Source organism: Burkholderia anthinoferrum (assembly GCF_002925705.1).
Lineage (GTDB): Bacteria > Pseudomonadota > Gammaproteobacteria > Burkholderiales > Burkholderiaceae > Burkholderia > Burkholderia semiarida.
Genome location: NZ_LFZP01000064.1, coordinates 46,248 through 66,685, shown reverse-complemented (window position 1 = coordinate 66,685; position 20,438 = coordinate 46,248). Strand labels below are relative to the sequence as shown.

The 20,438-nt window shown below is 66.2% G+C and carries 15 protein-coding genes; 3 read left to right on the top strand and 12 right to left on the bottom strand.

The genetic code is table 11. The features are described 5' to 3' along the window. Positions 1-264 precede the first annotated feature (264 nt). From C5F75_RS30335 to C5F75_RS30280, 11 genes are all read right to left on the bottom strand, one after another. Positions 265-1,920, bottom strand: a complete 1,656-nt coding sequence (locus C5F75_RS30335) for an APC family permease (protein WP_104013197.1) — start codon at positions 1,918-1,920, stop codon at positions 265-267. Between the two features lie 226 nt (positions 1,921-2,146). Beyond that, positions 2,147-3,010: a glycine betaine ABC transporter substrate-binding protein gene (locus C5F75_RS30330; protein ID WP_059583193.1), complete on the bottom strand. Its 864-nt coding sequence runs from the start codon at positions 3,008-3,010 to the stop codon at positions 2,147-2,149. 133 nt (positions 3,011-3,143) lie between these two features. Further along, positions 3,144-4,292: a hybrid-cluster NAD(P)-dependent oxidoreductase gene (locus C5F75_RS30320; protein ID WP_059583194.1), complete on the bottom strand. Its 1,149-nt coding sequence runs from the start codon at positions 4,290-4,292 to the stop codon at positions 3,144-3,146. A 113-nt stretch (positions 4,293-4,405) separates the two neighbouring features. After that, entirely contained in the window at positions 4,406-5,647 is a 1,242-nt protein-coding gene (locus C5F75_RS30315) for an aromatic ring-hydroxylating oxygenase subunit alpha (RefSeq protein WP_059583196.1), read from the bottom strand. 52 nt (positions 5,648-5,699) lie between these two features. Further along, a complete protein-coding gene (locus tag C5F75_RS30310) occupies positions 5,700-6,485 on the bottom strand; it encodes an electron transfer flavoprotein subunit beta/FixA family protein (protein ID WP_059583197.1) in 786 nt (261 codons plus the stop codon). Further along, positions 6,482-7,651 (bottom strand): electron transfer flavoprotein subunit alpha/FixB family protein, encoded by a 1,170-nt coding sequence (locus C5F75_RS30305; RefSeq protein ID WP_059583198.1) that lies wholly within the window; start codon positions 7,649-7,651, stop codon positions 6,482-6,484. Before C5F75_RS30305 ends, C5F75_RS30310 begins: the two co-directional genes overlap by 4 nt. A gap of 4 nt (positions 7,652-7,655) precedes the next feature. Then, a complete protein-coding gene (locus C5F75_RS30300) occupies positions 7,656-9,581 on the bottom strand; it encodes a (Fe-S)-binding protein (RefSeq protein WP_104013196.1) in 1,926 nt (641 codons plus the stop codon). Positions 9,582-9,584: 3 nt separating this feature from the next. Beyond that, a complete protein-coding gene (locus tag C5F75_RS30295; RefSeq protein ID WP_104013195.1) occupies positions 9,585-11,648 on the bottom strand; it encodes an NADH:flavin oxidoreductase in 2,064 nt (687 codons plus the stop codon). A 68-nt stretch (positions 11,649-11,716) separates the two neighbouring features. After that, the gene (locus C5F75_RS30290) at positions 11,717-12,250 is read right to left on the bottom strand and encodes a DUF5943 domain-containing protein (protein ID WP_059583203.1); all 534 of its coding nucleotides are present in this window, start codon (positions 12,248-12,250) and stop codon (positions 11,717-11,719) included. Between the two features lie 138 nt (positions 12,251-12,388). Further along, complete coding sequence (locus tag C5F75_RS30285; protein WP_034186088.1) at positions 12,389-13,360, bottom strand: dipeptidase; 972 nt, start codon at positions 13,358-13,360, stop codon at positions 12,389-12,391. A 38-nt stretch (positions 13,361-13,398) separates the two neighbouring features. Beyond that, complete coding sequence (locus C5F75_RS30280; protein WP_089465735.1) at positions 13,399-14,673, bottom strand: serine hydroxymethyltransferase; 1,275 nt, start codon at positions 14,671-14,673, stop codon at positions 13,399-13,401. A 355-nt stretch (positions 14,674-15,028) separates the two neighbouring features. On the opposite strand from C5F75_RS30280, the gene C5F75_RS30270 reads away from it, so the two are divergent. Then, entirely contained in the window at positions 15,029-16,144 is a 1,116-nt protein-coding gene (locus C5F75_RS30270) for a GlxA family transcriptional regulator (RefSeq protein WP_081066474.1), read from the top strand. 54 nt (positions 16,145-16,198) lie between these two features. Here the strand turns inward: C5F75_RS30270 and C5F75_RS30265 are convergent, their stop codons facing one another. Then, positions 16,199-17,608: a galactose-binding domain-containing protein gene (locus C5F75_RS30265; protein WP_104013194.1), complete on the bottom strand. Its 1,410-nt coding sequence runs from the start codon at positions 17,606-17,608 to the stop codon at positions 16,199-16,201. A gap of 266 nt (positions 17,609-17,874) precedes the next feature. Between C5F75_RS30265 and C5F75_RS30260 the strand changes: the two genes are divergently transcribed. Both C5F75_RS30260 and C5F75_RS30255 read left to right on the top strand, forming a co-directional pair. Then, positions 17,875-19,296 (top strand): aminotransferase-like domain-containing protein, encoded by a 1,422-nt coding sequence (locus C5F75_RS30260; RefSeq protein ID WP_089465738.1) that lies wholly within the window; start codon positions 17,875-17,877, stop codon positions 19,294-19,296. 189 nt (positions 19,297-19,485) lie between these two features. Then, positions 19,486-20,244, top strand: a complete 759-nt coding sequence (locus C5F75_RS30255; protein ID WP_104013278.1) for a hypothetical protein — start codon at positions 19,486-19,488, stop codon at positions 20,242-20,244. The last annotated feature ends 194 nt before the right edge of the window (positions 20,245-20,438 follow it).

Genomic DNA, 20,438 nt, shown 5'->3' with positions numbered 1-20,438 from the left:
TGCGGCCGGTTCGCCATGTCGTGCCGTCGCGATGAAACAGCATCGTGCGGAGATCGGTATCGTCCGCGCGTGTGGACCCGGGGGCGGGCGCTCGATGCTCGCATCTGGCAGCGTTTTGGAGCATGCAGCACGATCAGCATGTGAATCGTGACGTGGCCGCGCCCACCGGCCACCATCGAACGCCCGCTCCCGGGTCTTGTCCCGGCGAAGGTCGGCCCGGCAGGCCGCGCGTATCGCCGCCGGCCGGAAGCCGGCAGCGAATGCTCAACGGCCCCACGCGAAGTAATGGGAACCGGCGACCGCCAGCACCGCGCCGATCAGCGCCGCGTACGGCGCGAGATTCAGCCACATGCTGCGCGTCGGCACCTTGAGCTCCATGTCGCGCTGCATTTGCGCGGGGAAGCGGCCGCGGTCCTGCCAGTAGTGGCGATACAGGAACACCGGCACGATCAGCAACATCGCGATCAGCCCGTTGCGCAGCGTGCCCTCGCCTTGCAGATCGGCGCCCGCGCCCGCATAAACGAGGTTCGCGTAGCCGCAGATCGAGCCCGCGACGAGCAGCCACGTCGGGCAGCGGAACGGCCGATCCCAGTTGCCGCGATCCATCCGGTGTATCCAGCCAGACTGAAGATTCAGGAATACGAACAGCATGTAGCAGACGTTCGAGATCGACAGCACCGTCATGTAGTCCGACATCATCAGCAACACGAGGTTGAAGCCGAGGTCGGTCCACATCGCGCGCGTGGGCGAACCGTGCTCGTTTACGTGCGACAGGTACTTCGGCAACCAGCCGTCGACCGACGCCTGGTACAGCGTGCGCGACGAACCCATCATCGACGTCATCACGATCAGCAGGATCGACAGCATCAGCATCACGACGACCGCATTCGCGACCCACGCGCCGCCGCCGACGATCTTTGCCATCGCGGCTGCGACGCCGGTGCCGTCGCCGATCGCCGGATCGAGCATCGCCTGGGTGCCGAGCGCGCCCTGGAACGCCATCGGCACGAGCGTCATCACGACGAGACACAGCGCGCCCGACCAGAAGATCGCCTTCGCGGTATCGCGCCGCGGATCGCGGAATTCACGCGTGTAGCAGACGGCCGTCTCGAAACCGTACGACGCCCAGCCGGCCATGAACATCGCGCCGAGCGCCATCGTCACGCCCTGCCCGTTCCACGCGCCGAAGGTCGCGGCCGTGAGGTTGCCCTGCGCGTCGTGACCGAGCGGCAGCAGCGGAAGCAGGTTCGACATCGGCACGTCGCCGGTGACGAACGGCACGATGCCGACGATCAAGAGCGGCGTGAGCGACGCGATGCCGAGAATGCGCTGCGTACGCGCGGCCTTCGACGCACCGCTGTGCTGAAGCTTGAACGTGATGAGAAGCAGAATCGTGGCGATGATGAACGTCGCGTTGATTCGCAAAGACAGACCGGGCTTGATGAACCCGAGATCCGCAACCTTGAGCTGCCAGTGCAGCACCGCCGCATTGGCGGGAAAGAGACTCGTGAGCGCATAGCTTGCCGCGAGGCCGCAGCCGAGCGCGAGCATCGGCGACCACGCGAGCCAGTTGCACCACACGGACACCGGGGCAATCAGCTTGCTGTAACGAACCCAGCCGATCGCGCCATACACCGACGCGCCGCCCGATTTATGCGGAAATAGCCCGGATATTTCCGCATAAGTCGCGCTTTGAACCAGCCCCATCGTGATCGCGGCGATCCAGATCGCCCACGCGGGCTGGCCGATCGTCGCGCATACGCCGCCGATCGTGAACAGCACGCCTGCCGGCACGCCGCTCGTTACCCAAAAAGCGTCTTTCCAGGTCAGGCCACGATGCAGCGTGTGGCCCGTCGAATCATGTGAGATGGTTGCCTCGACATCACTGGTGCGATTAGCACGCAGTCCTGCTTGACTCATCCAATTCCTCCTCTCGATCAGCGTAAGCGCTTCAACGTTTACGCTGCTCCGATACAAAGCGGGATGACTCCGCACAAGGGCGCTAGTGTAACAACTTACGCGCTTTTTTGCAGAATCCGAAAAAGAATTCCGGGATATGGCTGCATTTCATCCTCATTGTTTCGGATTCCTGCATGCCATTCCCGGCGTGTTTTTATGATGATTCGTACGACGTATGTCGGGAGACTTACTGCGCGCCTTCCGTCCACGCATTCACGCGGTCGGCATGCGCCGCGATCCACGCATCCGCGGCCGCTTCCGGCTTCGAGCCGTTCTGGATCGCCAGCATCACGCTGTCGATTTCACCCGGCTTCCACTGGAATTTCTTCAGGAACGCGACGACCGGCTTCGCCTTGGTTTCAAGGCCCGGATTCACGACGCTGTCGACGTGCTCGGCGCCGCCGAACACCTTCTTCGGATCCTCGAGGAAGCGCAGCTTCCACTTCGCGAACATCCAGTGCGGCGCCCAGCCGGTCACGATCACCGGCTTGTTCGCGCCGACCGAGCGCGACAATTCGGCCGTCATCGCGCTGCCCGAGCTCGGCATCAGCGTGTAGCTCAGCCCGTAGTTCTTGATCGCTTCGTCGGTCTTGCGCATCACGCCCGCACCGGCATCGATGCCGACGATGCGGCCGCCGAAGCTGCTCTTCTCGGCGTTCAGATCCTCGATGCTCTTCGCCTTCACGTAATCGGGGACGATCAGGCCGATCTTCGCGTCGGGAAAGTTCGCGCCGAGGTCGACGACCTTGCTCTTGTATTCGCTCCAGTAGGATCCGTGCGTGACCGGCAGCCATGCGGACAACGTCGCATCGAGATCGCCGCGCGCGACGCCCTGCCACATGATCCCTGCGGCGACCGGCACGAGCTTCACCTCGTAGCCGAGCTTCTTCTCGATCACGCGCGCGGCGACGTTCGACGTCGCGACGCTGTCGTCCCAGCCTTCGACGTAACCGATTTTCAGCGTCGGCTTCGTATCGGCGAGCGCCGATGCGCTCAGTGCCGCCATCGCCGACAGCGCGCCGGCCCAAAACAGTTTTCCGAACAATTTCATGGTCGATCTCCTTGGTCTGCGCACCGTGCGCGTTGTCTCTCTAGGTTCTTCAACCACAAATCCGCGGTATCGTTGTTTTCCGACAGATGCTTGTCCGGACGCGACGCGCCCGGACAGCCGATGGCGCCTTCGACTACTTGTCGATCACGAGATCCGACAGCGGCTTGCTGCAGCACAGCAGCACCATCCCCTGATCGATCTCGCGCTGGCGGATGCCGCCGTTGTGTTTCATCTCGACCTGCCCCGACACGAGCTTCACCTTGCACGTACCGCACATGCCCTGCGTGCACGATGCCGGCAGCCGCACGCCCGACTGGCGCGCCGCGTCGAGCACGTGCTGCTCCGAGCCGCACGAAATCTCGCGATTGCTCTTCGCGAAGCTGACCGTGTACTGCTTCGTGCCGGCGGCGTCGCCTTCGGCCGGCGGCGCGAGATCGGCCAGCAGCTCGTCGCTCGCGGTCTGCGCGAGCGTCTCGAACGAGAAGCTTTCCTCGTGATACTGCTTGCGATCGAAGCCGGCTTCGTCGAGCAGGTCGCGCACCGCCTTCATGTACGGTGCGGGGCCGCACGTGAAGATTTCGCGTTCCATGAAATCCGGCGCGATCAGCTTCAGCAGCGGCAGCGTCAGGAAGCCGGTGACGCCCGGCCAGTTGGTGCGTGCGCCGACGCGCTCGACGACGAACGACGTGCGGAAATTCGTGTGGTTCGACGCGATCAGGTCGAGCTCGCGCGCGAAGATGATGTCGTCCGGCGTGCGTGCGCTGTGCACGAACAGGATGTCGCGATCTTCCGCGAGATCATGGTGTGCACGGCTCATCGACATCAGCGGCGTGATGCCCGAGCCGGCCGACAGGAACAGGTACTTGCGCGCCGGATGCCTTGCACACGTGAATTCGCCGGCCGGGCCGAGCACGCGCACCGACGCGCCCGGCTGCAGGTTGTCGTGCAGCCAGTTCGACACCTTGCCGCCCGGCACGCGCTTCACCGTGATCGATACCGTGTGCGGCCGCGCCGGCGACGACGAGATCGTGTAGCAGCGGTTGATCGTTTCGCCGTCGATGTCGAGCTCGAGCGTGAGGAACTGCCCGGGCTCGAACGAAAACGTGCGGCCCTGCGGCGAACGGAAGAAGAAACTCTTCACGTCGTGCGTTTCCTGCCGCACGTGGCAGCACACCAGCGTTTCCTCGACGTCGCTCGTCCAGCGCTCGGGCAGCGCGTTCCAGAACGCCGGGCGCGTCACCCGGCTGTCCGCCGGCTCGAAATTGGCCGCATCTCGCATCATGTCAGCCTCCGCAGGGCCGCCCCAAGGAGGCTGACCGCCCCCGCGGGGGGCAGTGAACGAAGTGAACGTGAGGGTCGTTTCATCAGTTGCTCCGCTTGCTGTTCCGCTGACGACTACGCGCCGGTTTGTTCGGCGAGCCGGCCGATGTACCAGGCCGAGAATTTTTCGACGAGACCTTCCGTGTACGGCGAATACGGGCCCGGCTCGTACGCGCTGCTGGTCGCGCCGCGCTGCGAGAATTCGACGAGCGCGCGATCCTGGTCGTTGGTCGCGTTCCACACGGCCGTGAGGTTCTTCACGTCGTAGTCGATGCCTTCCTTCGCGTCCTTGTGCACGAGCCACTTCGTGCGCACGAGCGTCTTGCCGGCCGACAGCGGGATCACCGAGAACGTCACGATGTGATCGCTCATGAAGTGGTGCCACGAGTTCGGCTGCGTCCAGAACGACAGCCCGCCGAGGTCGGCCTTGTCGAAGCCGCCGAGCAGCTTCTTCGAAGCGACCTTCGCGTCGAGCGTCTGCGATTCGCCGTGGCGGTCGAGCGGCAGGCGCTGCGTGCGGAAACCCGTCACGTCGAGCAGCTTTTCGATTTCGGCGGACGGCAGGCCCATCTCCGCCCACTCCTTGCCGCGGCGCACGCAGGTCTCGGCGAAAGCGTCCATGCCTTCGGCGTTCGCGTCGGAACGCTGGTAGCCGAAGCCGTATTCGTACAGCGAGATCGTGAGCTCCGGATGGTTCGCGACGCAGTGATAGCACTCGCGGTTGTTCTCCATCGTGAGCTTCCAGTTGCCTTCCTCGATGATGTCGATCTGCGCGGCGATCTTCGTGTTCGGCAGATCGTGCGGCAGCAGGTACGGCTCCATCTCGGCGCGCATCTGCGCGAAATCGACGGGCGGCTCGTCGGCGAGGCAGATGAAGATCAGGCCCGCGAGGTTCTCGACGTGCACCGACTTCAGGCTGTGCTTGCAACGGTCGAACTTCTCGCCCATGTGCTCGGCGAACATCAGTTGGCCCGTCAGGTTGTAGGTCCAGCTGTGGTACGGGCACACGATGTTGCCGACCGAGCCTTTATCTTCGTTGCACAGGCGCGCGCCGCGGTGACGGCACACGTTGTGGAACGCGCGGATCGCCATGTCGTCGTCGCGCACGATCAGGATCGAATCGTTGCCCAACTGCACGGTCACGTAATCGCCCGGCTCGGGAATGTCCGGTTCGATCGCCACCTGGATCCAGTGCTGGCGGAAAATCGCCTCCATGTCGAGCGCGAAAATGTCCTCGCTCGTGTAGAACGGCGCTTCGAGGCTGTAGCCTGCCTTGCGGCGTTCGATCAATGCACGAATGTCTGCCGATACTTTCATCGTTTGCTCCGGATTCCTTGCATCCCTGGGTTCTTGCCGACAGGCATCAAAATCAGTAGTCGATGAGCTGATGCTCGCGCAAATACGCAAGGATCACTTGTGCTTTTTCGACCGAACTCCCTTCATTTACGACGTTGCCGCCGCGGCTTTCTGTCGTCGTCGCGGACAGCATCCGGGCATGCCCGGAGCGCTTCTCGGCGGCGACCAGTTTTACGGGTTTACGCTCGACCGGGCCGACCGTCCACGCGGTCGCGTCGGCGTCCGCGCCGCTCGCCGCGAGCGCCGGCCGGATCGCGCCGGCGCGCAGCCGCGCATAGGCATAGCGCGGCTCGACACCGGCGAGCGGATGGACGGCCACGACGGCCGGCAGCGCCGCGTCGACACGCCGCCGCAGCCCTTTCGGCAAAAATTGCCGGACTGCCACGCGACCGCCATCGACCGTCACGTCGACGGCCGAGCCGACGAGCGGATAGCCGAGCGCCGCGGCGACGCGGTACGGCAGCATCCCGGTGTCGTACGCGCCCTCGGCGCGCGTGCCGGTCAGCACGAGGTCGTAGCCTTCGATGCGCGCGGCGAGCGCGTGCACGGCATCGTCGCCGTCTCGGCAGGCCAGCACTTCGACCTCCCGCGCGCCGAGCGCCAGATACTCGGCGAGCGCCGCGTTGGCGGGGTCGCCCGCGTGGATCACGTCGAGCGTCGCGCGATGTTTTTCCGCGAGCTGGCGGCCGGTTTCGAGCGCGGCCGCATCGTTGCGGCTGTAGCGCGCGACGCCGCTGACCGGATGCCGGCCGACGGACACGAGCACCGCGATGCGTTGCAAGGGACGAGGGGCATTCATGCGGCGACTCCTTCGGGTTCACGGGTACCGACCGCGGCCGGCGATTCGCCGCGCGCGGCCCGCGCGGCCTGGACCTGTTCGATCAGCGCGGCGATCGTCGCCTGCGCGTCGCCGACCACCGTCAGGTTCGCGCGCTTCGCGATCGGCGCGCTGCCGTCGAGGTTCACCGCGATCACGTGGCGGCAATCCTTGATCCCCTGCAAATGCTGCACCGCGCCCGAGATGCCGAACGCGATGTACACGCTCGCCTCGACCGTCTTGCCGGTCGCGCCGACCTGCTTGTCGCGCGTGAAGTGGCCGTTGTCGACCGCGACGCGGCTCGCGCCGATCGCCGCGCCGAACACGCCGGCCAGCCGCTCGAACGCAGCGATGTCGGACACGCCGTTGCCGGCCGACACGATGAAATCGGCTTCCTCGAGCGCGACCTGGGCCGCATCGATTTCGTCAAGGCCGAGATCGCGGTATGGCTGCGCGGCGTCATGCGCCGGGCGGATGAAATCGGCAGCCACGCGTTCGCCGGCGCCGACGAATGGCAGCTTCGCCTCCACCGCGTTCTGCGCGAGCAGGATCACGTCGGGCAGCGCACGGGTCGCGAACGCGCGCCCGGCCTGCGCGTACGCGCCCACGTGCTTCGCGTCGATCTCGACGACGTGGGTCGCGACGCTCGCGCCGGCCGCCGCCGCGTAACGGCGGCCGAGATCGCCGTCACCGGTCGCGTTGTCGGGCACGAACACATGCTTCGGGGCGAGCGCGGCCACACAGGCCTGCAATGCTTGCAGTTCGCTTTCGGGGTCGAACGCGCGGCGATCGAAGCCGGTCAACTCGAGCAGCTTGTCGACACCCAGTTCGGCCACGTCGTCCTTGAGTTCGCCGAACGCGAGCAGCGCGACTTCGGTCTGCGCATCGGCGAGCACGGCCGCGGCGGCGATCGCCTGCCGCGAATGGTCGTCGAGCGCGCCGCGTTCGCCATGGGCGACCACCAGCATCACGTGCTTCGGATCCTGCAGCGCACGGCGCGGCTTCGCCGCCGCGGCGCCATGACCGTGCGCGGACCACTGCGCGGCGTTCGCATCGGCGCTGCCTTCCTCGCCGAGCGTGATGCGCTTCAGGCCGGCGGCCGTGATGATGAACGGCCGGCGCGGATCGATTCGTTTGATCGTATTCATCGATTCACTCCAGCGAGGCGGCGACGAGTTCGGCGACGTCGAGCACGTCGGGGCGCGGGCCCACGACGCCTTCGAGCATGGCCGTGCAGTTCGGGCACGCAACCGCGACCACGTCCGCGCCGATCGTGCGTGCGTCGGCGATGCGGATGTCCGGGATGCGCTGCTTGCCGGGGATGTCGGTGAGCGGCGCGCCGCCGCCACCGCCGCAGCAGCGGCCGCGCATGCCGTTGCGCTCCATCTCGACGACCTGGATGCCGATCGTCTTCAGCAGCTTGCGCGGTGCTTCCGTCTCGCCGTTGTAGCGGCCGAGGTAGCACGGGTCGTGATACGTGGTGCGCTTCTCCTGCAGCGCCTCGACCGCCTTCGGCGCGATCTTGCCGCTGTCGGCCAGTTCGGCCAGATACGTCGTGTGATGCTTGACCATCACGCGCAGCCCGAGCGCACGGTATTCGTTGCGCAGGCTGTGCATCACGTGCGGGTCGGCCGTCACGATCTGTTTGTACGACAGCGAGCCGAGCGTGCCGATCAGGCGCTTCGCCATCTGCTGGAACGTCGCTTCGTCGCCGAGCCGGCGCGCGACGTCACCCGTGTCGGTCTCGGTCGGGCCGAGCACCGCATAATCGACGCCCGCCTTGTTCAGCACCTTCACGAACGCACGCAGCGTGCGCTGGTAGCGCATGTCGAACGCGCCTTCACCCGCGACGAACAGCACGTCCACCGGCTTGCCAGGCTGCGCGACGGGTGCGCTCAGGTCGACCGACCAGTCGTAGCGCGCGGCCGTGTCGTAGCCGCCCATCGTGCCCGTCTCGCGCAGGTTCGCGAGTACTTCCTGGCCCTTGCCCGGCACCGTGCCGTGCACGAGCGTGCGGTTGCGGCGCATGTCGACGATCGCGTCGACGTGTTCGATCAGCATCGGGCATTCCTGCACGCACGCGCGGCAGGTGGTGCACGACCACAGCGTCTGTTCCTCGATCAGGCCCGACACGATCGGGCCGTTCGGCTCGCCGCGATGCTGGCCGACAGGCAGGCCCGGCGTCGGGCTGCCCGCGTACGCCGCATCGGTACCGCCGGCCATCCCGACGACGAGATCCTGGATCAGCTTCTTCGGGTTCAGCGGCTGGCCCGACGCGAACGCGGGGCATGCGGCTTCGCACTTGCCGCACTGCACGCATGCGTCGAAGCTCAGCAACTGGTTCCAGCGGAATTCGACCGGCTTCGCGACGCCGTACTCCTGATGGTCGATGTCCGGCAGCTTCAGCGCGGTCGGCGGCGTGGCCGTGCCGTTGCCGGTGAACGATTCGCGGGTGGCCGCGAAACGCTCCTGGCGCGGGTGGAACGCGAGGTGCAGCAGGCCGGCGATCGCATGCTTCATCGGGCCGCCTTTCGCCGCGCCGACCGTCATCGTGAACGCCCCGATGCCGATCAGCAGCGCGCAGAGCACCGCGAACGCACCCGACATCGCGCCGGTGGGCACCAGCATGAACAGCACGAGGCCGAGCGCGAACGAACCGAGCAGCCAGGGCAGCGTATTCCACGGGCCGCGCGACAGGCGCGCCGGCACGTTCTTCGCCGCGCGGCGACGCCACACGAACACCGCGCCCACCAGCATCGCGAGCGCCGCGAGGAAGATCAGCTTGTCGAGCCACGGCGAGTAGATCGCGAGGCCGTAGTTGACGAACACCAGCGCGAGCGCGCCGATCGCGCCGCCGGCGGTCGCGACGTGGGTCTTCGCGATGTACGGATCGCGGGCGACCACGTGGTGCAGGTCGACGAAATAACGCTTCGGAATCGCGAACAGGTTCGCGACGCCAAACGCGCCGGGCGCGGTGGCGCGGCCCAGACGCCAGTAGGACGAGCGCTTCGCGACCGCGAACGCGAGCCCCGCCACCGACAGCCACAACAAGGCGGTAATGAGGAAGGACGGATTCATCTTTTAGAAATCCTTCACGAGACGCAGCGAGTCGTAGATCGCACCGTGGACGTTGTGCATCGAGATGCAGTCGCCGACACGGAACAGCAGGAAACGGCCGTTGCCGAGTTCTTCCGACAGGCACGGCTGCGGCTCGGCCGCGAACAGCGTGTGCGGATCGATCTGGCCGCGGTTCACCGATTCCGGCTTGAGCTTCCAGTACAGCTCGTCGTTCGGCGACGAGCCGTTCTCGATCACCACCTGGTCGACCGCGCGCTCTTCCAGTTCTTCCGTGTACTCGTTGCGCAGCACGGCGATCATCTTGCCGTTCTCTTCATAGACGCGATCGAGCATCGTGTTCGGCGTCGGGATCACGCCGAACGCGTACAGGCGGCGATAGAAGATCGGGAACGTCGTGCCGCCGCAATCGTCGGCGACCTTCACGTCCGGCGTCACCACCTCGACCTTCGAGCCGCGGCTCGCCATGAAGTCGGCCACGCCGGCGCCCGCATGCGTGCTCACGCCGTCGAACAGCAGCACGTTCTGCTTCGGCTCGACCTTGCCGGTCAGGATGTCCCACGAGCTCACGGCAAGGCCTTCGGCCACGCCCCACGCCGGCACCTGCCACGTGAAGCTCGAACCGCCGGTGGCAAGCACGACGATGTCCGGCTTCTCGGCCATGATCATCTTCTCGTCGGCGGCCACGCCGAGACGCCGGTCGACGCCCAGGCGCTTCGTTTCCATGTCGAACCAGCGGATGATCCCCGACATCTGCTCGCGCTGCGGCGCCTTCGCGGCGATCATCACCTGGCCGCCCACTTCCGTGTTCTTCTCGAACAGCACGACGTCGTGGCCGCGCAGCTTCGCGACACGCGCGGCCTCGAGGCCCGCCGGGCCCGCGCCGACCACCACGACCTTGCGCTTCGGGCCGCGCGACTTCTCGATGATGTGCGGCATCGTCGCTTCGCGCGACGTCGCCGCGTTCTGGATGCACAGCACGTCGAGCCCGTTGTACTGGCGGTCGATGCAATAGTTCGCGCCGACGCACTGCTTGATTTCGTCCTCGCGGCCGTCGCGGATCTTGATCACCATGTGCGGATCGGCGATCTGCGCGCGCGTCATGCCGACCAGGTCGATCATCCCGTTCGCGAGCAGGCGCTCGGCCTGCCCCGCGTCGCGAATGCTCTGCGCGTGCATCACCGGAATCTTCACGACCGACTTGATGCCGGCCGCGAGGTGCACGAACGGCTCCGGCGGCAGCGCCATCGGCGGCATGCAGTTGGCAATCGTGTTGTGCGTGTCGCCGCCCGAGCCCACCACGCTCAGGTAGTCGATCAGGCCCGTCTCGGACATTGCCTGCGCGATTTCCTTCAGCGCTTCGTGATCGAGGCCGTCCTCGTGGAATTCGTCGCCGCACATGCGCAGGCCGACGCAGAAATCCTTGCCGACCGCCTCGCGCACGGCCGTCAGCACTTCGATACCGAAGCGCAGGCGGTTTTCGAGGCTGCCGCCCCATTCGTCGGTGCGATGGTTCGAACGCTTGCTCCAGAACTGGTCGATCAGGTGCTGGTGCGCGGCGGAGATTTCGATGCCGTCCATGCCGGCCGCCTTCACGCGCTTCGCGGCCGCCGCGAAATCGCCGATGATGCGGCGGATTTCCTCGATCTCGATGATCTTCGCGTTGCCGCGGTGCACGGGTTCGCGCACGCCCGACGGCGACATCAGGTGCGGCCAGTGCTCGCCGTGAAACGACGAGCGGCGGCCCATGTGCGTCGCCTGGATCATGATCTTCGCGCCGTGCTTGTGCATCGTGTCGGCCAGGCGCGTGAGCGGATCGATGATCTTGTCGGTCGACAGGTTCACCGATTTCCACCAGCCTTGCGGGCTGTCGATCGACACCGGGCTCGAGCCGCCGCAGATGGCCAGGCCGACGCCACCCTTCGCCTTTTCTTCGTAGTAGCGGATATAGCGGTCGCCCGGCAGGCCGCCCGGCTCGGCATACACCTCCGCGTGCGCGGTGCTGACGATCCGGTTGCGCAGCGTCAGCTGGTTCAGCTGCATGGGTTTGAACAGGTGGGGATAACGCATCGCTGGCGACCTCTGGCGTTCGAATGTCTCGTGTTGCGGGTGTTGTTCTGCTTCAGTGAATCAATGCATCAGTGCGCGATCGGCGACACTTCGAAGACGCAGTGGTCGTGATGCTCGGCCGCGCACTGCACTTCCTTCGATTGCGCGCGCGGCGCATGCTTGCCTTCCGGCGTCGTGTCGTTGACCCAGTCCATCGCGCCCGCGAACCAGCCCGCGAACATGTAGCAGAGCTTGCCTTCCTTGCCCGGCTGCTGGAGCACGAACGACGAGTGGCGCAGCTCGATCTTCGCGCGTGCGCTCGCCGGATCTGCCTCGATGATCGAGAACAGCCCCCAGCCGCGTTGCGACAGGCGCTTCAGGTAATGCTCGAACACGGCCATGCCGGTGATGCCGTGCTGCTTGGCTTCCTTGTCGCACCAGTGGTAAGCCGACTTGTAGCCGGCCTTGTAGAGGATCTCGGCATACGCTTCGACGCCGAGCGCTTCCTCGACGGCGACGTGGTTGTTCGTGAAGAAGTGGCGCGGCACGTACAGCATCGGCAGCGCGTCGGTGGTCCAGACGCCGGTATCGGGATCGACGTTGATCGGCAGTTGCGGTTGCATCGTGGTGACTCCGTGAGGAAAGTGGCCGCGCGGCTCGGCGCGCAGGCGCGACATCGTCCGCGTGCCCGCGCGGCAAGCGCTGGCACGTCCCGATTTTTTTATGTTGAAACGAAGGGAGCGGTTCGGCTCGGCGGGCGCTTACGCGCCCCACACGTCCTTGAACACGCGTACCCAGTTCTCGCCCATGATCTTGCGGATGCGCGACTCCTTCCAGCCGTGACGTTCCATCGCGGCGGTCAGGTTCGGGAATTCGCCGATCGTGCGGATGCCGTCCGGGTTGATCACCTTGCCGAAGTTCGTCAGTTGGCGATAGCGGCCCTTGTCATGCGTGAGCATGTCGAAGAACTCCTTCGCGAAATCCTGCGTGAAGTCCGTGCCGATGCCGACCGCGTCCTCGCCGATCAGGTTCACGACGTAGTCGATCGCCTCGATGTAGTCGTCGATGTTCGCTTCGATGCCGCGCTTCAGGAACGGCGCGAACATCGTCACGCCGACGAAGCCGCCCGCATCGGCGATCTCCTTCAGTTGCGCGTCGCTCTTGTTGCGCGGATGCTCCTTCAGGCCCGACGGCAGGCAGTGCGAGTAGCACACCGGCTTCTTCGAGAACGCGATCGCTTCCGACGACGTGTTGCCGCCTACATGCGACAGGTCGACCATGATGCCGACGCGGTTCATCTCGGTGATCACTTCGCGGCCGAAATCCGACAGCCCGCCGTCGCGCTCGTAGCAGCCGGTGCCGACGAGGTTCTGCGTGTTGTAGCAAAGCTGCACGACGCGCACGCCCATGTCGGCGAACGCCTCGATGTAGCCGAGGTTGTCCTCGAACGCATGCGCGTTCTGGAAGCCGAGGATGATCCCCGTCTTGCCTTCCTTCTTCGCGCGGAAGATGTCGTCCGTCGTGCGCACGAGCGTCAGCAGCTCGCCGTTGTCGCGGATCTTCTTCTTCATCACGCCGATGTTGTCGACGGTCTTGGTGAAGTTCTCCCACACCGACACCGTGCAGTTCGCGGCCGTGATACCACCCTTGCGCATGTCCTCGAACACCGGCTTCTCGAACTTCGAGATGTTCAGTCCGTCGATGATGATGCTGTCCTGATGCAGCGTGCTCATATCTGCTCTCGCTCGTGTGACTGTTCTTGTGGGGTCGATCAGTAGATCGGGAAGCGCTCGCAGAGCGCGAAGATCTCGCGGCGCACGCGCTGCTCGGTTGCCGGGTCGCCCTCGGGGTTCGCCCGCAGCGCGTCGAACACTTCGAGGATCAGGCGGCCGATCTCGCGGAACTCCGCGAGGCCGAAACCGCGCGTCGTGCCGGCCGGCGTGCCGAGGCGAATGCCCGACGTGACGGTCGGCTTCTCGGTGTCGAACGGGATGCCGTTCTTGTTGCAGGTGATACCCGCGCGTTCCAGCGCCTGCTCGACCGGCGCACCCTTCAGGCCCTTCGGGCGCAGGTCCACCAGCAGCAGATGGTTGTCGGTGCCGCCCGTGACGAGATCGACGCCGCCGGCCTTCAGCACTTCGCCGAGCGCCTGCGCGTTCGCGAGCACGTTGTCGATGTAGGTCTTGAAATCCGCATGCAGCACTTCGCCGAACGCGACGGCCTTGCCGGCGATCACGTGCATCAGCGGGCCGCCCTGCAGACCGGGGAACACGGCCGAGTTGATCTTCTTCGCGATCTCCTCGTCGTTGGTCAGCACGAAGCCGCCGCGCGGGCCGCGCAGCGTCTTGTGGGTGGTCGACGTGACGACGTGCGCGTGCTCGACCGGGTTCGCGTGGCGACCCGCGGCGATCACGCCCGCGATGTGCGCCATGTCGACCATCAGCTTCGCGCCGACGCTGTCGGCGATCGCGCGAAAGCGTGCGAAGTCGAGCGCGCGCGGGTACGCCGAGAAGCCGGCGATGATGAGGTTCGGCTTGTGCTCGTGGGCAAGCGCCTCGACCTGATCGTAGTCGATGCGCAGCGTGTCGCGGTTCACGCCGTACTGGACCGCGTTGAACCACTTGCCCGACAGTGCCGGCTTCGCGCCGTGCGTCAGGTGGCCGCCGGCATCCAGCGACATGCCGAGCACCGTGTCGCCCGGCTTGGCCAGCGCGAGCATCACCGAGCCGTTCGCCTGCGCGCCCGAGTGCGGCTGCACGTTCGCGTAGCCGGCGTTGAAGATCTGCTTCACGCGTTCGATCGCGAGCGCCTCGACCTCATCGGCGAATTCGCAGCCGCCGTAGTAGCGCTTGCCGGGATAGCCTTCCGCGTACTTGTTGGTCAGTACCGAGCCCTGCGCCTCGAGCACGGCGCGCGACACGATGTTTTCCGACGCGATCAGCTCGACCTGCGACTGCTGACGCTCGAGTTCCTTCAGGATGGCGCTGCGCACCGGCGCGTCGCGCTCGGCAAGGGGCTGCGAGAAGAAAGGCTGGGTGTTCGACATAGTGCGTCCGTGACGAAGAATAAAGGGCTGCAACCGAAGCTCAGGGCCCGCCGTGCCTGGGTTTGCCGCTCGTCCAGTGCAAGGCTGCCGACGGCTCTATTCTTGTCGTTCGGATTTTCGGCGGATTGATGAATTTAGACGCGTTCTTTGCCTTTTCCGCCATGCGCGTCCGTTTTATACAAGTGACCGGTCGTGCTTTTCGGTACGGCCGCTCGAAACGGCATTGGACGTTCACCTATCGACACGCACACCGGCAGTGCGTTTGCCGCACGTTCGAGTGCGCCGTCTCCCGGATACGGTGCAGTGCAGCAACGCGCCGATGCCCAGACAACGTATGGAGCTAGGGTTTAGCCGTATGGCACGCTTGTTGCACTCGCTCACACAATACCGCAGCCCGATTCGTGCCCCGGGCCAAAAGCTATTAGAGATTCAAGGAACGCTCCCCATGTCGCCCGACCGCACAGCGTCGCTGTCCCACTTCGCGTTCATGCCTTTACCGAACTTCACGATGATCGCGTTCACCAATGCGATCGAGGTGCTTCGGATGGCGAACTACCTGAGCGGCCAGCCGCTCTATCGCTGGTCGGTGATCAGCCCGGACGGCGGACCGGTCACGGCGAGCAACGGCCTGACGGTCGACACGGGCCCGGCCGAGTGCGCGGGACAACCCGACATCGTGTTCGTGTGCGGCGGCGTCGACGTGCAGCGCGCGACCACGCCCGCCCATCTGTCGACACTGCGCCGCTTCGCGCGCTCCGGCATCCCGCTCGGCAGCCTGTGCACGGGCACCTATGCGCTCGCGAAATCGGGGCTGCTCGCTGGCTACGCGTGCGCGATCCACTGGGAGAACATGTCGGCGCTGAAGGAAGAGTTTCCGGACACGCGCTTCCTGAAGGAACTGTTCGTGATCGACCGCGACCGCATCACGTGCACGGGCGGTGTCGCGCCGCTCGACATGATGCTGAACCTGATCGCCGCGCGCGTGGGCACCGCACGCGTCACGCAGATCGCCGAGCAGTTCATCGTCGAACACGTGCGCGATACGAGCGCACAACAGCGCATGCCGCTCGTCGCGCGCCTGGGCTCGGCGAACAAGTCGCTGTTCGAAGTGATCTCGCTGATGGAGAACAACATCGAGGAGCCGCTGTCGCGCGAGGAGCTCGCGCGGCTCGCGAACATGTCGCAGCGGCAGTTGCAGCGCCTCTTCCGCGAGCACCTCGGGATGACGCCGACGCACTACTACCTGACGCTGCGGCTGCGCCGGGCGCGCGAGTTGCTGCTGCAGACCGACATGTCGATCATGCACATCACGATGGCGTGCGGCTTCCAGTCGGCATGCCACTTCAGCAAGAGCTACCGTGACGCGTTCGGCGTCGCGCCGACGCGTGAGCGCCGCAAGCAGGTGGCGCCGCTCGCGCAGGGTGCGGCGAGTGCGGGGCCTGCGTTTCCGGCGCATGTGCTGCATGCGTGAAGCAGGCAGTACCTGAAGAAAAAAGCGGCCTCGAAGGCCGCTTTCCGTTTGCGCTTACGATCCCCACACCTGCATTTCATCGAGCGAATACCCCCACTGCGTCGCCCGCTTCGTGCCGAGCATCCGCACGTAGCGGCCCTGCGCCTTCAGGTTCGGCAGCGTCACATGCCCGTACGACACGCCGTTGCTCGTCGAGTAGATCGTCGTCCAGTTCGCGTTGTCGTTCGACGTCTGGATCTGGTAGACGAGCGCACCCGCATCCCAGTACAGATCGATGCTGCTGATCGCCTTCGTCGCGCCGAGATCGACCGAGATCCATTGCGGATCGACGCCGGCGCCTTCGGGTGAATCCCAGCGCGTGCTCGTCGTGTTGCCGTCGAAGGCCTTGTCCGGCGTGAGCGACGCGTTGTAGCTCGCCGACGCCGCGGCCGGCCGCCCTTGCGACAGCAGCGTGCGTGTAACGGCCGGGCCGCCGTAGTAGTTCGCGCCGAGCTTCGCCTTCGTCGCGTCGGCATTCACGCCGAACTGCGACAGGCTCCAGCGCTGCCCGGTCGTCACGTCGCCGACGTACAGCTGATAGCCGCCCGCCGTCGTCGACGAGAAGAACAGGTAGTTCGTACCGCTGACCGGCGCCGGATCCGAGTTGTTGCTCATGCAGTCGTTGAGCGCGAGCGCGCTCGGCGTCGAGGCCGGGTCGGCCGTCTTCGCATAGATCTGGTCGGCCCCGCCGCTGTCCTTCCAGCGTGCGTAGTACACCATGCCGTCCGCACGCACGGTCGGGTAGTACGTCTGCAGCCCGGCCGGACGATCGGACACGGCGGTCGCGCCGGTCGCGAGCGTGCGCTTCATCAGCCCCATGTTCGCGCCGGTGCCGGTCGCGTAGTACACGGCGCTCGCGTCCGGCGCGAGGAACGGCATCGAGTACTCGGCGCCGGCCGGTGCGTTCGTCAGGCTCACCACCGACGTGAACACCGGGCCCGCGCTCGTGTACGACAGCGTCGCCTGCTTGACGTCGCCGTTCTGCTTGAACACGAGCGTCTTGCCGTCCGTGCTGAACTTCGGATCCTCGTTGCGCGTGGCGCCCGTGCTGTGCGTCATGTTGACGGGCGGCGTGCCCGTGCCGAGCTGCAGCATGAACACGTTCCATGCGCCGTTGCTGATGCCCATGAACGCGAGCCACTTGCCGTCAGGGCTGAACACGCCGTTCATCGGATCGGTGATGCCCCACGCGCTTTTGCTGAGCTGCGTCAGCGTATGGGCCGAGAAGTCGTAGAGGAAAAGCTGGCTCGTGCCGTCGCCGTACTTGACGTAGCTGTGATAGACGAGCTTTCCGGTGAGCGCGGCGGGGAACGTCGCGTTCGGCTGGGCGGCGGGATTGTTGACGCAGGCTGCGGCTGCGACGCCGCCGAACAGGTTGAGGGCGATGCCGGCCACGAGGCCGGCGACGAGGGTCTTCAGTTTCACGCTGGATGCTTTCGGGTAAGGTAAGGACGCCGCAGAAAAGGACTCGCGCGACACGCGCGGGCGTCACGGATTCGCGGTCGGGCAGCGTGAATTCCGTATCGGTCGGACAGCGGGAACAAAGCTTGCGAGAGGATGCCCGCTTGTCAGACGAAAGAACAGGATCAGAGCGCTCACAAAACATGCGGATCAGCGATATGGGGCGCGCTTGCACGTGACGGCTGCCGTACTACTCTTTGTCATCGAGGTCCAACGGCCGGAGGGCACGCATGAAGCGCTATGCGGTGCTGGCAAAGACGATCGCCGACGCCATCCGGCGCGGCGACCTGGCGGCCGGCGCGCGCATCCCTACCGTGCGCGCGGCATGCCGCGCGTATCGCGTGAGCCCGTCCACGGTGTTTCGTGCGTACTACGCGCTGGAAAGCGAGGGCCTGATCGTCGCGCGGGCGCGCTCCGGCTATTTCGTCGCGAATCTCGCGGACAAGCACGTACGGTTCGGCCGCGATCCGCCGCGCAAGCCGGCCGCCGTGCAAGCCGACGACGATGACGCGCTGCCCCGCCTGCTCGATTCGCTCAAGTGCGACGACATCGTGCCGCTCGGCTCGGCATTCGCGAGCTATTCGCTGTTTCCGATGAGCAGCCTGTGGCGTCACGTGGCGTCGGCCGCCCGCCACATGGATCGCACGAAACTGCTGGAGGGCCTGCCGCCCGGCTACGACCCGCTGCGCCGCCAGATCGCGTTGCGCTACCTGAACGCGGGTGCGTCGCTGCCGCTGGAGGAAATCGTCATCACGACGGGGGCGATCGAAGCGCTGACGCTCAGTCTGCAGGCGCTGACACGTCCGGGCGACATCGTCGCGATCGAGCGGCCGGCATTCCACGCGGTGTTGCAGGCCGTCCAGTGCCTGCACCTGAAGGCCGTCGAGATTCCGGTCGACCCGCGCACGGGCCTCGACCTCGACGCGCTCGCCGAGGCGCTCGATACGCATCCGGTGCGCGCGTGCTGGTTCATGACGTCGCTCCACAATCCCACCGGCGCGACGCTGACCGACGAGCGCAAGCGCGCTCTGATCGACCTGCTCGCGTCGCGCGGCGTGCCGCTGATCGAGGACGACGTGTATGGCGAACTGCAGTTCGGCACGGCGCCCACACGCCCCGCGAAACTGTACGACGATAACGGGCTCGTCCTGCATTGCGGGTCGTTCTCGAAGTGCCTCGCGCCCGGCTTCCGGATCGGCTGGGTCGCGGCCGGTCGCTTCGTGGGGCAGATCCGGCAGGCCAAAGGCGCGAGCGCGCCGGCCGCCGACGTCCCCGCGCAGATGGCGATTTCGAGCTACCTGCGCGACGGCGCATACGACCGGTTCCTGCGCAAGCTGCGGCGCAATCTCGCCGCGCACCAGGCGCAAATGTTGTCGGCCGTGCGCGCGTATTTTCCGGCGGACACCGAAGTGTTCGCGCCGCGCGGCGGGTATTTCCTGTGGATCGAGTTGCCGCCGCACGTGGATGCGATGCACCTGTTCGGCGATGCGATGGAAAGCGGCGTCAGCATCGCGCCCGGGCCGCTCTTCTCCGCGACCGGCGGCTTTCGCCGCTATGTGCGACTCAACTACGGGCGGCCGTGGACGCCGGCCGTCGAGCGCGCACTGGAGACGCTCGGCACGCTCGCGGCGCGACAGCGGCACGGCAGTTAGCACGAAACGAGCGGCACGCGACGCGCGAGAAGCGCCTTGCGTTTCGCGCGCGAGCGACAAACAATGAAGCGGAAGGCAGCCGCGGACGAACGGGTTCCAAGCGTCCGATGTTATGGAGAATCTCATGAACGCCGCATGCGAACGACCGTCGATGTGCAGCCCGACGATAGCGTTCATCGGTTGCTGACGATGCGCGTCCTGCCCAATCGAAGCGTCCGCGCGCGCGATGCGTGGCGTGCCGTGCTGAATGCGCGCGCCGAATCGCGGCACGCGACGTGCTGCCGCTGCCGCGAATGCGGCTTCGTCGCGTTCCGCGCACTCGAGCACTGCCCCGTCTGCGGTCAATGGAACGGGCCGTTCGAGCCGATCGATCGCCGACCGGCCGACGCACACGCCGCGCACGCGCCGCGGTCGTTCCACACGTGGTCGTCGCGCGTCGCCCGCGCGCTGCGCAACGCGGCTTTCCAGCGGCCGCGCGCGTCGAGCGCGCCGATCCTGAGCATCCTCACGGTCGTACTGCTCGTCGGCGGCTACGTGACGGTCGACCAGACCTGCAAGGCCGATCTCGTTTGTCGCGGGTCCGGTACGCCGGCCGCCGTCGCGACCGAAACCGGGTTGCCCGCGTCGAACGATCCGTTCCTGCCGGTCTTGCCCGCACCCGTCTACCCGTTCCATTCGCCTGATGCAACGCAAGTGGCGGCCGATCCGCAACAGGGTGCCCCGGTCGCCGTCAAACCCGCTCGCCCGATGGCGGTTGCGCAGGCCGCGCCATCGTTGCGCGTACCTGACCGGACGCGCGCCGGCGCAATCCGCGGAGCCGACTGGAAAGGCAACCGCGACACCGCCCATCGCACGCGCGCGATCCGCCGCGTCAGCGCGCACACCGGGCGTGCACGTCGCGTCGCGGCCAGCCACGCCGAAATCGCGAAGCTCTATCGCGGCCACTGAGCGTGGCCCGGGCCCGCGCGCGACGATTCGCTTTTCCCGGCCGCTCTTCATACAACGGCGTTCGTGACCTGTGCGTGTGCGCGCGAATCCGGCCGCACGGTAATGAACGGTTCGTCAGCGCGCGACGACGATCGCCGCGACGCCGCACGATCGGGGGTCGCCGGTCGCCGCGTTGCGCTGCCCTTCGCTCCCGC

Coding starts and splice junctions, on each gene's coding strand:
- C5F75_RS30335 (WP_104013197.1), bottom strand. CDS start 1,920: ATGAGTCAAGCAGGACTGCGTGCTAATCGCACCAGTGATGTCGAGGCA.
- C5F75_RS30330 (WP_059583193.1), bottom strand. CDS start 3,010: ATGAAATTGTTCGGAAAACTGTTTTGGGCCGGCGCGCTGTCGGCGATG.
- C5F75_RS30320 (WP_059583194.1), bottom strand. CDS start 4,292: ATGATGCGAGATGCGGCCAATTTCGAGCCGGCGGACAGCCGGGTGACG.
- C5F75_RS30315 (WP_059583196.1), bottom strand. CDS start 5,647: ATGAAAGTATCGGCAGACATTCGTGCATTGATCGAACGCCGCAAGGCA.
- C5F75_RS30310 (WP_059583197.1), bottom strand. CDS start 6,485: ATGAATGCCCCTCGTCCCTTGCAACGCATCGCGGTGCTCGTGTCCGTC.
- C5F75_RS30305 (WP_059583198.1), bottom strand. CDS start 7,651: ATGAATACGATCAAACGAATCGATCCGCGCCGGCCGTTCATCATCACG.
- C5F75_RS30300 (WP_104013196.1), bottom strand. CDS start 9,581: ATGAATCCGTCCTTCCTCATTACCGCCTTGTTGTGGCTGTCGGTGGCG.
- C5F75_RS30295 (WP_104013195.1), bottom strand. CDS start 11,648: ATGCGTTATCCCCACCTGTTCAAACCCATGCAGCTGAACCAGCTGACG.
- C5F75_RS30290 (WP_059583203.1), bottom strand. CDS start 12,250: ATGCAACCGCAACTGCCGATCAACGTCGATCCCGATACCGGCGTCTGG.
- C5F75_RS30285 (WP_034186088.1), bottom strand. CDS start 13,360: ATGAGCACGCTGCATCAGGACAGCATCATCATCGACGGACTGAACATC.
- C5F75_RS30280 (WP_089465735.1), bottom strand. CDS start 14,673: ATGTCGAACACCCAGCCTTTCTTCTCGCAGCCCCTTGCCGAGCGCGAC.
- C5F75_RS30270 (WP_081066474.1), top strand. CDS start 15,029: ATGGCACGCTTGTTGCACTCGCTCACACAATACCGCAGCCCGATTCGT.
- C5F75_RS30260 (WP_089465738.1), top strand. CDS start 17,875: ATGAAGCGCTATGCGGTGCTGGCAAAGACGATCGCCGACGCCATCCGG.
- C5F75_RS30255 (WP_104013278.1), top strand. CDS start 19,486: ATGCGCGTCCTGCCCAATCGAAGCGTCCGCGCGCGCGATGCGTGGCGT.